The sequence below is a fragment of the Candidatus Falkowbacteria bacterium genome, assembly GCA_018674305.1.
In the GTDB taxonomy this organism is placed as follows: domain Bacteria; phylum Patescibacteriota; class Patescibacteriia; order UBA11705; family JABHMO01; genus JABMRF01.
This window is the reverse complement of record JABHAL010000013.1, coordinates 113,894-128,386: the sequence shown is the minus strand read 5'-3', so window position 1 is coordinate 128,386 and position 14,493 is coordinate 113,894. Positions and strand designations below refer to the sequence as shown.

15 protein-coding genes, 1 tRNA gene and 1 pseudogene are annotated in these 14,493 nt (G+C 36.8%); 5 read left to right on the top strand and 12 right to left on the bottom strand.

What is annotated here, in order from left to right:
• Window positions 1-64 precede the first annotated feature (64 nt).
• Complete coding sequence (locus HN643_05265) at window positions 65-238, bottom strand: hypothetical protein (protein ID MBT7501046.1); 174 nt, start codon at window positions 236-238, stop codon at window positions 65-67.
• Between the two features lie 196 nt (window positions 239-434).
• Between HN643_05265 and HN643_05260 the strand changes: the two genes are divergently transcribed.
• Window positions 435-1,892 (top strand): hypothetical protein, encoded by a 1,458-nt coding sequence (locus HN643_05260; protein MBT7501045.1) that lies wholly within the window; start codon window positions 435-437, stop codon window positions 1,890-1,892.
• Window positions 1,893-2,026: 134 nt separating this feature from the next.
• Here HN643_05260 and HN643_05255 read toward each other — a convergent pair whose 3' ends face one another.
• The 7 genes and pseudogenes from HN643_05255 to HN643_05225 all read right to left on the bottom strand — a co-directional run bounded on the left by HN643_05255 (window position 2,027) and on the right by HN643_05225 (window position 7,060).
• The gene (locus HN643_05255) at window positions 2,027-2,386 is read right to left on the bottom strand and encodes a hypothetical protein (GenBank protein MBT7501044.1); all 360 of its coding nucleotides are present in this window, start codon (window positions 2,384-2,386) and stop codon (window positions 2,027-2,029) included.
• Between the two features lie 11 nt (window positions 2,387-2,397).
• On the bottom strand, window positions 2,398-2,676 hold the full coding sequence (locus tag HN643_05250; GenBank protein ID MBT7501043.1) for a hypothetical protein: 279 nt from the start codon (window positions 2,674-2,676) through the stop codon (window positions 2,398-2,400).
• A 221-nt stretch (window positions 2,677-2,897) separates the two neighbouring features.
• Window positions 2,898-4,529, bottom strand: a complete 1,632-nt coding sequence (locus HN643_05245; protein ID MBT7501042.1) for a hypothetical protein — start codon at window positions 4,527-4,529, stop codon at window positions 2,898-2,900.
• Window positions 4,530-5,020: 491 nt separating this feature from the next.
• Window positions 5,021-5,098, bottom strand: a pseudogene (locus HN643_05240) (prepilin-type N-terminal cleavage/methylation domain-containing protein).
• Between the two features lie 125 nt (window positions 5,099-5,223).
• Window positions 5,224-6,321 (bottom strand): YibE/F family protein, encoded by a 1,098-nt coding sequence (locus HN643_05235; GenBank protein MBT7501041.1) that lies wholly within the window; start codon window positions 6,319-6,321, stop codon window positions 5,224-5,226.
• Window positions 6,322-6,327: 6 nt separating this feature from the next.
• Window positions 6,328-6,489 (bottom strand): hypothetical protein, encoded by a 162-nt coding sequence (locus HN643_05230; protein ID MBT7501040.1) that lies wholly within the window; start codon window positions 6,487-6,489, stop codon window positions 6,328-6,330.
• A gap of 1 nt (window position 6,490) precedes the next feature.
• The gene (locus HN643_05225; GenBank protein ID MBT7501039.1) at window positions 6,491-7,060 is read right to left on the bottom strand and encodes a hypothetical protein; all 570 of its coding nucleotides are present in this window, start codon (window positions 7,058-7,060) and stop codon (window positions 6,491-6,493) included.
• A gap of 138 nt (window positions 7,061-7,198) precedes the next feature.
• On the opposite strand from HN643_05225, the gene HN643_05220 reads away from it, so the two are divergent.
• The 4 genes from HN643_05220 (at window position 7,199) to tnpA (ending at window position 9,536) form a co-directional block, all read left to right on the top strand.
• A tRNA-Gln gene (locus tag HN643_05220) sits at window positions 7,199-7,272 on the top strand.
• Between the two features lie 46 nt (window positions 7,273-7,318).
• Window positions 7,319-7,459, top strand: coding sequence for a hypothetical protein (locus HN643_05215; GenBank protein MBT7501038.1), 141 nt, complete (start codon window positions 7,319-7,321; stop codon window positions 7,457-7,459).
• A gap of 108 nt (window positions 7,460-7,567) precedes the next feature.
• Complete coding sequence (locus tag HN643_05210) at window positions 7,568-8,863, top strand: hypothetical protein (GenBank protein MBT7501037.1); 1,296 nt, start codon at window positions 7,568-7,570, stop codon at window positions 8,861-8,863.
• A 256-nt stretch (window positions 8,864-9,119) separates the two neighbouring features.
• Window positions 9,120-9,536 (top strand): IS200/IS605 family transposase, encoded by a 417-nt coding sequence (gene tnpA, locus HN643_05205; GenBank protein MBT7501036.1) that lies wholly within the window; start codon window positions 9,120-9,122, stop codon window positions 9,534-9,536.
• A gap of 126 nt (window positions 9,537-9,662) precedes the next feature.
• Here tnpA and HN643_05200 read toward each other — a convergent pair whose 3' ends face one another.
• The 4 genes from HN643_05200 to HN643_05185 all read right to left on the bottom strand — a co-directional run bounded on the left by HN643_05200 (window position 9,663) and on the right by HN643_05185 (window position 14,475).
• Window positions 9,663-10,808, bottom strand: a complete 1,146-nt coding sequence (locus tag HN643_05200; GenBank protein MBT7501035.1) for a DUF4419 domain-containing protein — start codon at window positions 10,806-10,808, stop codon at window positions 9,663-9,665.
• A 194-nt stretch (window positions 10,809-11,002) separates the two neighbouring features.
• Complete coding sequence (locus tag HN643_05195) at window positions 11,003-12,028, bottom strand: transporter substrate-binding domain-containing protein (GenBank protein ID MBT7501034.1); 1,026 nt, start codon at window positions 12,026-12,028, stop codon at window positions 11,003-11,005.
• A 27-nt stretch (window positions 12,029-12,055) separates the two neighbouring features.
• Entirely contained in the window at window positions 12,056-13,051 is a 996-nt protein-coding gene (locus HN643_05190) for an HD domain-containing protein (protein MBT7501033.1), read from the bottom strand.
• 17 nt (window positions 13,052-13,068) lie between these two features.
• Window positions 13,069-14,475, bottom strand: a complete 1,407-nt coding sequence (locus HN643_05185; GenBank protein MBT7501032.1) for a hypothetical protein — start codon at window positions 14,473-14,475, stop codon at window positions 13,069-13,071.
• Window positions 14,476-14,493: the final 18 nt, after the last annotated feature.

Sequence of the window (14,493 nt, the reverse complement as noted above, 5' to 3'; positions counted from 1 at the left end):
CCACTGCAAATAAAGCAATAATGCTCATTATAGTCAAAGTACTAATGAAAAAGAAAATGGGACCCTACACAGGATGTATTTGCTTTTGCATTACACTCACAAAGTTGGTAATGAAAAAACTGTCAATCATTAAACCCAATAAACAGAACTGAAGGACAAGGAAAACCAGCCACCAAGCACGTCTATCTTTTTCCACTTCCGCCTGACACCAGCTTGCTAAGCTAAACTGCTCTGTCATTTTATTCTCCCGTTACGCCATTAAGGCAAAATTAAAGAACATTCGGTTGATAAAGAAATTTAACATGTGTATTTCATTTTGTCAAGATGTTAAAAAAAATGTATAATGAATAAAAGTAAAAGTCTAAAATATATTTTCAATCATCAGTTTCAAGTAATTACTTTTACCTTTTACCTTTCAACTTTTAACTTATTGTATGACTAAAAAAATGCATGAAAAACTTGGCCGTTTTCATGGGACTTTGCTTAAAATTGATTTGGCAATGCTAACTTTTGTTTTGTTACCCTTTGTTTTAATTTTAGAAAAGTTTTATGCGCCTGCTACCCGTGGAGATCTGTGGCGAAAAGTCGCCCACTGGATTGTGGTATCTACTTTCAATATTAATGGTGTTAAATTAAAAATAAAACAAGCAAAACAAACAAACACTCAAGGTGGAAACATTTATGCAGCAAATCATGCCAGTGAAATGGATGGCTTCATGTTGTTTGCTATACTTGGTCACAAAACAGTATTATTCACCATGCCCAACCAGGCATTTCCCCCAATTTTGAAAACCTGGGTCAAAAAAATGGAGGCCATTGATGTAATCCGCGACCAGATTGACGCTCAAAGCTATCCTAAAGCTAATAATAAACATCAAGCAATTGAATTAGCAGTTAATCACTTGAAGATGGGTCACAGTCTAATTATTTTTCCTGAAGGTCACATTGAAAAATTACATGTTCTACATTATTTCCATACTGGTACTGCTCGAATAAGTCTAAAATCGCACACTCCAATCATCCCGGTTTCCATAGTAAATGCAGACCAGGTTTTTCCAGACGAAAGTAGTCTTCACCCAGGTACTGTTTTATTTAGCTTTGGTAAACCAATTAAACCTGATCCGAACGCTAAACTATTTGAACGGCCAAAAGTTCTTAATTTGCGGGACAAGATTGAAAAACAAATTGTGAAGCATTTACCACACCGATATCTACCACCACTTTATAAACAGAACCCAAAGAACGTTGGTGTGTTTGTAGATATTGATAGAACTATTTACGAGGGGCTTTCTCAAAAAGATCTTATTACCTACCTGATGTATTTACATAAGATTAAAGCCAAAGAAGCTTTTAAAATTTTCTATTGGCTATTTATGGAAAAAACTCATCACCTACCTCACAAAGACTTGATGCAACAATCATTAATGGTTTTGAATGGTTGGGACATGGCCGAGCTTGATCATTATGTACATGAAGCTTTTCAAAAGAAAATGTTACACAAAGTCCAATATGGCTTTTTCCCAATTTTAAAAGATCACGCCGAAGCTGGTCATTCGATAATTTTGGTTTCAGAAGTAATTCATCCACTGGCCAAGGAATTCAAGAGATTCATAAAGGCTAATGCCAGCCTAGATACAAAACTAAAAACGGTTAATCATTGTTACACTGGAGAAACTCCATGTTTATGTTACAAAGATAAAAAAGCTGACCTTATTTCAAAATTTGCCAAACGAACAGGTGTTAACTTAAACAAAAGTTTTGCTTATGCTGACAGTTACTCTGATTTACAATTTTTAAGTTTAGTTAAACATCCTTGTGCTGTTAATCCAGACCACGAATTACTTGAACACGCTGTGGAAAATAACTGGCAGGTAATGTTAGATGCTTCCTGAAAACAACTAAATTCTAAGCTCTAAACTCTAAATCCTAAACAAACTCCAAATAAAAAAGGATCATAAAGTGATCTTTTTAATTTTTAAAAAAGAAACCGGCTGTACGCATTGCGTACAGCCGGGCAAAAGTTGAACTACAGTCGTCCCTCAGCCTTCAATCGATCGTAGCGCTCGGAGCTCATCTCCCCCCAGAGAATTTCGTCCTCCGAGTCCACCCAGTGCTTGCGATTCCCAAGCCAAGGGTAATTCCGATCGTCCAGGAGACGAGGCTGTTCGATCTTGCCCTCGGCCAACAACTGACGCAAGACCGCCTCTCCCTTTTCTGGAGTGCAATCATCCCAGCTCCAGTAGGTCTCCTTGTAATGGGCGATCACCTGCTCCCAATTCTCAGGAGTTACCGCACGAGTGCTGCCGATGATCTTGTCTACGTCAGCCAAGGCAACCTCGCCCTTGGCAATGTCCCGAACACAGAATGAAACAGAAAGTCCAATCATGTTATCCCTCTCTATTGAAAGTAATAAAACAAAGTAATAGTTACAGCCGTGACCATTGCACTCAAGGTCATACAAACCGAGAGCACAGTGTTGCGCTTGAAGTAGCCTTCCAACGCAAATGCGATCTGGATGAATCCATAAATGAAGAACATCCCCACAGAAAGCCCCTTGGTTTCCTGCGTCTGAATCAACTGCCACAACTGTGGCAACATAGCCGTAACGTTAATGATTCCAAAGGCCCAAATAATCATGGGCCAGCGGATCAAAGATGCAACTTGCTCTCTGGTCATGCTGACCTCCTGTAAGTTAAATGAACAGTTATTGAAGTTGTATTATAGCACAAATTTTATAATTTGTCAACATGTAAACAAAAAATAGCTAATTCTAGCTACTATTATGAAAATTTGCAATTATCAATTTTCTAATTTTCAATAAATTTATAATATTCTAATTTTCAAACAAATACAAAATTGTAAATTGAAAACTAAAAATTTATTGAAAATTGAAAATTCTAAATTGAAAATTTTTCTTTATACTTCACAGTATAAACCTCAATATCCCCCACTCCCTTGGGTGATATTTTTATAGTTTCAGAAAATTGAAATTCATCTTTGCAAGTATTATAAGTTCGATTACAAACCATAATGTCATCTGACTCTGAATTACTTTGTAAACGACTGGCTAGATTTACTACATGACCAAGACAATCAAACTTCCGAAGTTGATCTGTTCCAAACTCACCAGTGATGAATTTACCTGTTGCTACACCAATCCGTTTTTGCCAAGTATAATTTTCCATAGCTTGTTGCATTTCAATAGAGGCCCGAACCGCTCGTTCGGCATGTTTACCCTGACCGTGCAATCCAAACAAAACTAAAATTCCGTCACCCATAAACTTATTAACCCAGCCACCATGTTTAGAAATAATATTACTCATGTTGGTAAAATATTTAGTCAAAACATCACTTACTTGCTGTGGTTCCAAATTGCGACTGAATTCAGTGAACCCGGTCAAATCCGTAAAAACAACAGAGCCTTCAATTTCTTCCGCCACCAGCTTACCCAACAACATTTGTTCAGCGATTTTTTTCGGGACCATTGTATATAAAAGTTTTTCAGTTTCTGTTCGCCAATAATCAGACTCTTTACGTGCTTCATTTAACTGCTTAGTCCGCTCTACAACCTTGTCCTCCAAAGTTTCTACATAATTACGAATAGTTGCTAACTGCGACTCAATGCCCTCACGATAAGCTCGCTTACTAATAAAACTGTGCACAGTTAACTGATAAATTTTGCGCCAGAAACTAAGGGTTTGCCACGAAAGTTTATAAACAAAATATGGCGCGCTATAAATCTGTCCTCTTTTTATTCTCAACTGTTCATTAATTTCCTGATCATGCAAAATTCGCCAACCAAACTTGAAGGTGTCCAACTTGTCTCCCTTGTGAATCTCCCGATATTTACCAATATACAGTGGTTCACCTTTTACAGTTTCAGAAAGTAGTACAACTTTTTGAGCAATTAATTGATCATCTAAATAAAATTCATTTTCTTTAACTTCAATTTTTTTACCTGAGACTTTGCCAATTTTTTTTAATAAATATTCGAGCTCAAATCCTAATAATGGTTCTTGCAACACTGCCTGTGGTAAATGCCAAATATTAGGCACACCGCAAAGAATACCGCGGATAAAGGCATCACTAAAATAATCACTAACCGCATTAACATTATTTTTGAATTTAACTTTTATGTAACAATGGTCTTTTCCTGTTTTGCAAACAATTAAATCTTTAGTCCGATTGAAAAACTCGTTGTACTTTCCGACCTGTTTATACACTTCAATCGGCCCGAAAATCACACTACCAAATACTTTTTGTAAATATTTAAATGCACCCCAAGACTCCAGCTCCTGAGCAGATAAACCCATCTTGAATGGCGCTTCTGGATCTTTAAGTAATTCTATTGCCCGCCGAATTATCTGTCCGTAAACCTCCAAAGGAATCCAATTGTGTTCATCTTTTAAATATTCAACTGAGTATGGTAAATTTTCCAACAACAAAACGTCACTACCCAAAACTTGTTGGACATAGCGAGCTATGATCGTTATATTTCGACAACAAACATTGTTTTCTTGTTGAGACATAGGAAGAAGGGATAAGAAGGGATAAGAAGATAGCAAGATTATTATAACCTGTTTTCTTGTTTAGCCCCGTCTAGCCCTATTTTCTTACCTCAAGTTTACCTAATTTCCTTAATTTAGTCAAAACAAAAAAGCCCAAGTAACAATGTTACCTGGGCTATGTTTCATTAGTACTGAACAGCAGAACTCGACTGATTAGTCTCCGAACTTTCTGTCTTCTTAGGCTTCGGCTTGGGCAAAAGTACTTCCTTCTTTTCACCTTCGATATCTGAATATGCAGTACAGTTCTGCAAAATATTGGTGTCCAGATAGTAAGTCACCTTATCACCATTCGCATTTTTCACTTCAGTTGGCGACAGGGCAAAGAGTGTACGTTCGCGATAAGTGATCTCATCCGCTGATGGATCCAATCGTTGCACACACTGCAGTTGTGCCTTTTCAGGAAACGTCCAAAAGTTTCCTTGAAGTACACCCTTGATTACCAAGAAGTAACAGATACCAACTGCTACAATCCCGATGATCGCAACCACAATCATCAACTCAATCAAAGTATACCCTTTTTGTCCTCTCATTTCCCCTCCTTTTTAGGTCAAGTTAGCGGACTGGTCATATTATCTCAAAATATATATTTTGTCAATAGCAATAAAAAACCCCTTTTAAAAAGGGTTCTTACTCAATACTCAACACTTAATACTTATCACTTATTATGCTTCTTCACCAACCACCGCGTTGCTAACACCGTTGAAATCGGAACTGCTAGAATCAAACCAATACTACCAGTCAAAGTTCGAACAATTTCTGTAGCAATAAGTTCATTATTTATAACTGCTGTAAAGCCAACTTGCTGAGCACCACCCTGTCCAAACAAAAGTAGCAACGGCAAAGCTGCACCAGCATAAGCCAAAAACAAAGTGTTAGTCATCGAACTTATGTGATCAATACCTATATGAATTGCCTTTTTGTAAAGTTCCTTGCCTTTTAACTTTGGATTAGCTGCTTTTAGTTGTTCAACGGCCGAAATCTGACTAATCACTACATCATCGAGAACACCCAGCGTCCCGATTATAATTCCAGCCAACAATAAACCAGATAAATCGATTGGAGGACTGTTCGGATTGATTAAAAACAAAGCATCTTCTGAAGCCAAACCTGTTAGATGAGTAAGTTTTGAAAAAATTATAGAAATCAGGCCAGTAATAAATAAACTAATAAAAATACTTATGACCGCAATATGCGCCTTTAATTTAAATCCCCAGGTTACATAAATAACTAGCCCCAGAATAATTAAAGCACCCGAGATACTTACCAGCATAGCTGAATATCCAGCAAGGATTAAAGGGATAACAAATTTCATGATAACCAAAAACGTCAGAATCAAACTAAGTAAGGCTAATAGACCGCGTCTCTTTCCCACCAGAACAATTAACAAGGCAAACAGAAAAGCTAGGAAATATAGCCAGCCGGTTCGCTCATAGTCGGTTAAATAAAATTTTTCATTACCTTCAAAATCGACTGCCCTAGCCACAAAAACCTTATCCCCTTTTTTCACAGTGACTGATTTAAAAACATCAATATCACTTACTCCATTGATAATAAAATCCTGATCTTTGAATTCACCGTCTAATCCTGTTAATCGTATATTCTGCTGAAGAACGGTTGAGCCGTCTTCTCGTTCTAACGTTTTTTCAGCTAAAACTTCCAAAACTTCAGCCTTAAAAACCTGCTCAGCTTCTTGAGCAAAAACAAAGTTAGGTAAAATTAATAGTATGCAAATTATTAGGATTATTTTTCTCATACACAGCTATTTTTTTATAAGCTTTATTGAATAAACAATACTAAAAACAATTAAAATCACGCCAATCATTTGACCACCAGGACTATCATCAATTCCAGCATATACAATGATCAAAATTCCTAATAGCAAAACTAACAACAAACAAATTGTCAGTATTATTTTTTTCATATTATTTAAACAAAATTGGAACTTCGAAAGAATCATCATTCTCCGGTAAACCGGAAGGATTGTCTTTTTGAAAAATTAAAGTGCCATTATTTTTGTAAGTAGGTTTTTCAAAAGTTAAAGTTGCTTTGAACGGCACATACCTTTCCGTCATCCAACTATCAATAGCTCCAGCATATCCCTCAGCAATAATTAAACCATCCCAATCAGTGAGGACAACTGGGAAATCAGCTTCAAAATACCAATCACCAGGTGCGCTACCAGTTATCTTCAAAGGACTGGAAATTTCTTGTCCTGATTTTAAATTTTCTAATAATATTTTGTCCAACTTGTGTACATAAGTATTTGTCCCGTCACTACACTGTTCAGGATAGCTCTCCATTATCGGGTATCCAGCTTTTACACAAGAATCGTAATCTGTGACGTTAACTTGGCCTTCCAAAGGCTGTTCATTACACTTTCCACCAAAGCAAAAACCTTCATCGGTCTGATTTAAATAATATAGCACTGTTAGTACTGCTAAAATTAACACGATCAATAATACGATAATTGTAACTAAATAAGTTTTTTTCATATAACTAGAATATAACAAGAATAACAACATTTTTCAATCAATAAACCTACTTCCTCTTTTTCAACCTTGACTTTCATAAAAAATTAAGCTAGTATATTATTAGTTAAATTGAATTTCCTACTTTGAACTTTAATCCGTTCGGGGATCGTCTAATGGTAGGACACCTGGTTTTGGTCCAGGCAATCTAGGTTCGATTCCTAGTCCCCGAGCCATAAAAAAACGATGAACTTGTGTTCGTCGTTTTTTATTCCAAAAGCAATGAATCGAACCAGGGATGGTAAGGGAAGAATTCCCTTACTTTCTGGGGGAGCTGGAGGGGCGGAAGCCCTTCCACGAGTACACGGAGTGACGCGTGAGATTCCTAGTCTGCCTACCGGCAGGCAGGTCCCCGAGCCATAAAAAAACGATGAACTTGTGTTCGTCGTTTTTTTATTCCTAAGTCAAGCACCCACCCCTTGCTCAATTTACCATTTGTAGTAAAATGAACTTAGTTACAGATTAGCACATATGAAAAGAATCCTTAAACTATTATTGATCATTTTCCTTATCCTGATTACTGGACTAGCCATAAAAGCTTCAATTACATATTTCAAAAATAAGGAAAATCGTCTAAAACAGCAACAAGTCGATCTACAGATTGACCAACTTTTGTTTGATCGCAAAACTGCTGATTTAACAGAGAAGGCTGATCCTTTTGGAGACGACAATAAGATTAAAATTTTGCTCCTAGGAGTTGATTCCCGAGTCAGTGACAAAACTGGTCATTGCGACGCAATTCAGTTTATTGAAATTGATAAAAACTACAAAACAATTACTATTACCGCTGTTCCTCGCGGAACCTACTCCCCCTTGCCTGGAACCGGACATCTTCCAAGTGATTATTATTTAAGTAATGCTTGCGGAGTGGTCGGTTTAGAATACGGCATTGAACAAATTGAAAAAACATTAGGACAGAAAGCTGATTACATTGCAATTGTTGGTTTTTCACAGGCCATGGGCATTTTCCGTGAATTAAAACTGCCCACAACTGAAACTTTGCAATGGCTACGGAACCGCCAAGGTTTTGCTATTGGTGAGCCACAACGGGCTCACAATCATTCCACTTTTATCAAACAAATGTTAATTAAATATCTTGGTGAAGAAGATTCTGACCCTAATAAAGTTTGGCAATACATAATTTACAAAATGCTCAAAACCGATTTATCATTTCAACAAGTTCAGGATATTGTCAAGGTTGTAAGTGCTTTTGATTTGGCCAAGAATGCTGGCCAAATTAATACTTTGGTCAAGCCAGAACCAACAGTAAAAAAGAAAGTAGAAGAAAACCAAGAATTAATAGAGAAACAAGAGTCCGAAGAAAATACCTCCCCCACTGAAACTCCGGAAGACACGCCTGAACAAGAAGAAAAACTGATAATTATGGATATTTATTATGATCAAGAAAATTTAGAAGAGCAGTTAGACAAATTACTAATTAAACATACTGAACGTTTACCCGAAGGTGACTTCAGCGGACTATCTGAACAAGAAATGCAGACTCTAATAATGAAGCAAATTCAACTAGAAATCAATAACTCTGATTTCACTAAACAAGCTTATGAAAATGAAATTTGGCTGCAAATTGAGGATGACAACAAGCGGAATGGAATCCATTATGAATTATTAACTAAATACCTCGAGTTATTCGATGACAACGAACTAGAAAAACAAATTATTTCTGATTATATAATCAACATGCAAGTACGTGAACTAACCGACTGGGAAAACAAGGGTAAGGATTTATTGGGTAGTTTACTGGAATAAAATCAATCACAACTTATTAATGCTTAAAATCCTGTCGGCCAGATACGTCAGGATTTTTTATATTGCACCATGGACAAATCATTATTTAAAAAATCTTGACGAGTGTGTATAACATTTTGTTAGGAATTTAATTATTCGACTGTCACAATGAATATAAGTCCACCAACTAAGCCGCCTGGCCCTGAAACGGCCAGGCTAGTAGCAACAAACCCCCGTAAACGGGGCTGAACCTGTATTTAATTCATAAAACATAAATATGCCAACATCCTATTATAAACTATTTTATCATTTTATTTGGGCCACTAAAAACCGCTCGCCAATTATTACTACACAAATTGAAAACCAGCTAAAACAATTTATTCCCCACAAAACCCTGAAATTGAATGCCAAACAATTAAAACTTGAAATGGTCGAAGATCATTTACATTTATTAGCAAGAATTCCGCCAAAGATAAGTGTTTCAGCCTTTGTAAACTCAATTAAGGGAAGTTCCTCTCATTATATAAATGCTATTCTTGATGAAAAAATATTTTATTGGCAAACAGGTTTTGGCGTTTTAAGTTTGGCTGAGAAACAGTTACCATTTGTGGCTGAATATATCAAAAACCAAAAACAAAAACACAAAGACAATGATTTGATCAGTGTTTTTGAAGAAATACCCAGATTGACATAATCTTTAACCTTATCTACAGGCCCGTTTAGGGGCCTTCACTAACACTAGCCTGGCCGTTTCAGGGCCAGGCGACTAAATGGGCAAATAAAAAATCCCCTCAGTACAATGTACTGAAGGGATATGTTTTTACGTTTTTTCGATTACTCCAACTCCCAGCTTAGGAGTCAGGAAACCATCTTCCATCTCCGTTCCAAATACGCCAGAGATGAGCATCATAGGAATGTGTTTCCCGTAATAGTTCCAAATGAAATCCACCTTAGAAACATGCGAGGGGAACTGATTTGTGGTTGTTCCACCAAAGCTGCCTCCACGCTGACAATCAGCTACATTTTTCCATTTGGTTTTGATCCGGAACTTGGTGCCTTCTTCCGACTTCCAAATGTAACCATGGGCAAACAAGATATTAACCCAGCCATTCACATATGGGCCACCAGACCCATGACCAATCTTGTAAAACGAGTCCCAGAAATCTAGATCAGGTCGCGTACTTTCGTACTCAACTACCAGCTTATCCAGAACTTCCTGAAGAACAGTGAAATACTGCGTCAAACCAGTGATGTGCCCCGACAGAGCACGAACTGAGCCAGCCAGCAATTTCCAGTCATCAACTGTGCCTTCCATTCGGAACGATGGAATACCACACAAAGTGCTGAACCGAAAATGAAAGTATTCTGAAACAGTGTCCATGAAAGTAACGGTAATGGCAGTCTCGCTCTCTGGTGTGAGAGTAGAAAACTGCGGTAAGCAAAGTTCCATGATACCAGTGGGCATACGCTCACGAAGTGGTTTACGGAACTTATTGATTGCACTCAACCAATCATTCTGATCTTCATAGACAAAAGTGTCATCACGCACTTCAATAAGTTGCTTCGCTCCCGGCGTATCTGTAAACAAGTGCGCATACTGAGCAGTATTGTCCTTGACGTGAAAAGCAATCTCGTGCGCAATCGCATACCACAGAACTTCAGGACTCAAGGAAAAAGGAACATGGTTAGCAAAAGCCAAATGAGCCGCCTGAACAAAATGACTTACGGTTGCGGCTGAAAAAAAATTATCTCTTTCGTCCCAATACCTAGATCTCTGATCATCTGACATATTCTTAATGTCAACACCATCAAATTCTGTCTTCAGATTAACCAAGTCCGACCGACTTAAAAAATGAGTCTTTTTAATAGTACCCTCACCAATAACCGACTTGAGAAATGCCTCGTTCGGCACCTGACGTAAAGGAACTTCTCTCTTTTCAACACCAGGAATCTCAATCACTCTCATTTAATCCTCCTTGTGGATTTATCAAAGGTTTGTCTAACTACTTAGACAATAAATTACATTAACAGGGCTGTCAATTTTTGTCAATATTAAAGAATCAACAATAAACACTTCTTCAAGCCTATCAAAAAACGCCCAATTAGGCGTTTTTATATTTATTATCTAAATTTACCATTTATTCTATAAAGTATATTGATTTAATCTTCTTCACTAAACCATTTTTTATGCAATTCCTGATATTCTCCGGTATCGTGAAGGTTGAGTAAGCCTCTGTTAATATTTTCTATTAAATCACTGTTTTCCGGTAAAGCAATACCGTATGATTGAGTTTGAAAAATATTATCTAAAACCAGAACTTTGCCAAGCCCCTGGTGATTTGCATAATAATGAAGTGTTGGCGCGTCAAAAACAACTGCGTCAACTTTGCCAAATTCTAATTTTTTATATGCTTGTTCAATTTTATCAACCAAGACAATTTTAGCTTTTAATTTTTCCAAAGCATCAACGCTGACTGTATGTTTCAATGTGGCTACTTTTTTCCCATGCAAATCTTTTGTCGATTGAATATTAGATTTTATTCTTCTAATTGTCATTATTGAACTGATTTCTGCAATTATAATTACATAAAGAATGTAACCGCTTAAAATTACAACTATTCCAAATGCTCTTCCCATGGCTGTTAACGGCACATAATCACCGTAGCCAACCGTGCTGACAGTAACAATCACCCACCAAAGCGACTCAAAGATACCCGTGCCATAATCAGCGGCAAATGCACCGATTCCACGTTCAAAAAACCAAAGCAAGTGGCTAAAAACAAACACAAAAATAAATAAACCCAAAACAAGAAAAACCAGTCGTTTTACTTCTCTTGTAAAGAAAGATTTTATTAAACCTAACAACCCAACTTTTCCTCTTCCAGAAACTAAAATGCCCAGACCTGTATCCAAAGTGTAGTATGAAAAATCAACCACCTTTTCCCGCTCCTCATTCCGGGTGATCCCGGCAATTGCCAAATCAACTTTTTTTTCTTTAACTTTATCTAAAAGATTTTTGAACTTATATTTTTTATATTCGAATTTTCTACCAAGATATTTGGCAACTCTTTCCCATAACTCAATTTCAAAACCGTTGAACTTACCGCCTTTTGTTTCCATGACTAAAGGCTGAATTATAGAAACCCCAACCGTTAGAGTCTTTTTATTTTTTGTAGTTTTTTCCATGTACTTATTGTACCACTAATATCTTTATTATTCTAAAGTCTCTAAAACTGCGGCGACTTGATCATCGCTCAATCCAACTTTCTTCAATTTATCAGCTGCATCGTCAACGGAACCTCCTCTTAGCCCTTCATAGAGACCTGCAACAACTTTGGTTTTATCTCTCAAAACTCCACCAAGCTTTCTTAGCTCAAGCGGAACTTCAACTTTTTTCTCAACTTCTGGTTTTTCGTAAACATACTCACCATCTTTGAAAGCAATCCCCGCTGTATTGTCCCCTCCTCTTCTACCTTGAATAGCTGCTAATAATGCGGGCAAAGCTTTTTCTAATTCATTCAATGCAGCTATACCTTCATCAGAAAGTTTTTTAATATTCTCAACCTTAGGATCAGCCATATCACTGGACTCATTATAACCAGCACCTTTATCTGCTTTGTTCAAAGCAAAAATCATGCGCATTTTATCAATCAATTCCATGTCTCCAGGGATTTCTTCTGCTCTGGCCACAAATTTATCATAGGACTTTAATTTTTTCCCCTTTGGCTCATTATTTTGAGCAAAGTTGGTCATTAAAGTTAGAGCCGACGCATGAAGACCAGCCATTTTAGCAACAAAATCAATATCTTCTGAACTTAATTCAAAATGTTTTGGTAAAACTTCTCTAATAATTCGGTCACTTTCATTTTCATGACCAAGATACTGCCGTTTCTCAGGATCTTTAGGATGCACTTGATGCCCCTCAGGTGAAACTTTTCCTAAATCATGCAATTTTCCAGCTAACAATAATAATTCACGTTGCTTTTTAGGTAAACCTTTTACAAACTCATCTTCTTCAAGATTACTACCTAATCTTTTTGTATGTTGATCTAGAGTTAAAGAATGAAAATCATTGAGTTGCTCAAAATCCTTCATGGCCTCAACTTCTGGAATTGCAGCTTCTAATTGTTCATAACTAGCATCAACGCCAAGTTTTTTTTGTTCTGGATTTGGCCCAGCGCCCATCATTGGTTCTTTCATAGATTGCATATTTAATTGAATTAACTTTATTTAAATTTATTCATGACATTTTTGAAATCTTCTTCTCCCAACAATGAAGTTCTAGATGCGGCAATTAACGAGCCTCCCGCAACTAAGACAGTTGGATCTTTGGTAACAATTTCACCAGCATCAATTTCCCCTGCTTCAACTTTATCATTTAACCCAAAGAAAGCTTCTCTATCTGCCTGGGCAGCCCAGCCATCAATCATTTTTTGTTCGTCTTCTGTCTTATCAGCTTTCGTAATAAGTGCTTCTCTTTTTGCTTTTTCTGCTTTATTTAATTCTAAACAAACAGCACTCAAATCCAAAGAGTTGGCCATATCTGGAGTAATACCAATATTATAATTATCACCAAAAGCTCTTTCCTCTCCTCCATAAACTGCAACAACTGTATCCGGACTTACTCGATTATAAGCCATATTGGTGAACATAAGAGGTTTTTTGCTTGTACCAACAACAACATTCACTTCAATATCATTACCCTGTCTATCTTTAATTGTTATTTGGCCTTTTTCCGCTTTTTCAAAATCCTGCAAAAAGTCTTCAAATGATACTTTTAGATTTTCCCGCCCCTCGTTAACGACCTCACTCAATTCCTCAGATAAATCTAGAGATGTAATATCAACCGCTATATCAAAACCTGCATCTTTCATCTTTGCCTCGTTAGCTGAATTAATTAGTTCAAAAACCATTTGGTTGCGAAGATTTTCATATTTTGCTTGTGTTTCCTGAAGTTTCTTTATTCCTTCTGCATTTAATCTTCCGTCTTCTCCTTTCATTTTTGGACTACCAAAAACCTCTTTACCAAGTTCCGCCCGGCCTCTATCGCTAAGCAGACTCTTGATTGCAGAAACTGTTCCAGGAAGTGATTTTGCATATTCTTCAGGATCCAATCGATTTTCACCATAATCTTCAGTATTTGTAACCTTAGCCAAGTCTTCTGCTATGACCGGCATTTCTCCATTTTCAATTAAGCTTCTAACTAAATAAGAAGAAGCAATTGCATCAAGATCACTATCAAAATGAGTTTCCACTTTGGTGATTCCTTTTTCTTTAATCAACTGTGTAACCTCATCAGAATAATCAAAAACCATTTTGGTTGAACATTTTTTAACGTCAACGCCTTTGGCACTAAAAAAAGTGTCTATAGAATGATGATCAATAGCACCGGCTAAGATACTTTCTTTATAAATTTGATCAATGTCTTCTTGAGTAAAATCTGTTTTATCTTTATGTACTTCTAAGAAATCTGAGAAACTTCCTGTATCTGTAACCAAAGAGCCTTGTGTCAATTTTTCCGCAACATCAACTTTAGCTCCCTTTGGTAAAGAAGGCAAACACCCTTCATATTTTATAGGTATAAATTTCAGTTTTTCGGGAGCTGAAGAGCCTCCCATCATTTTTTCTGACATAAAATTATATTTATTTAT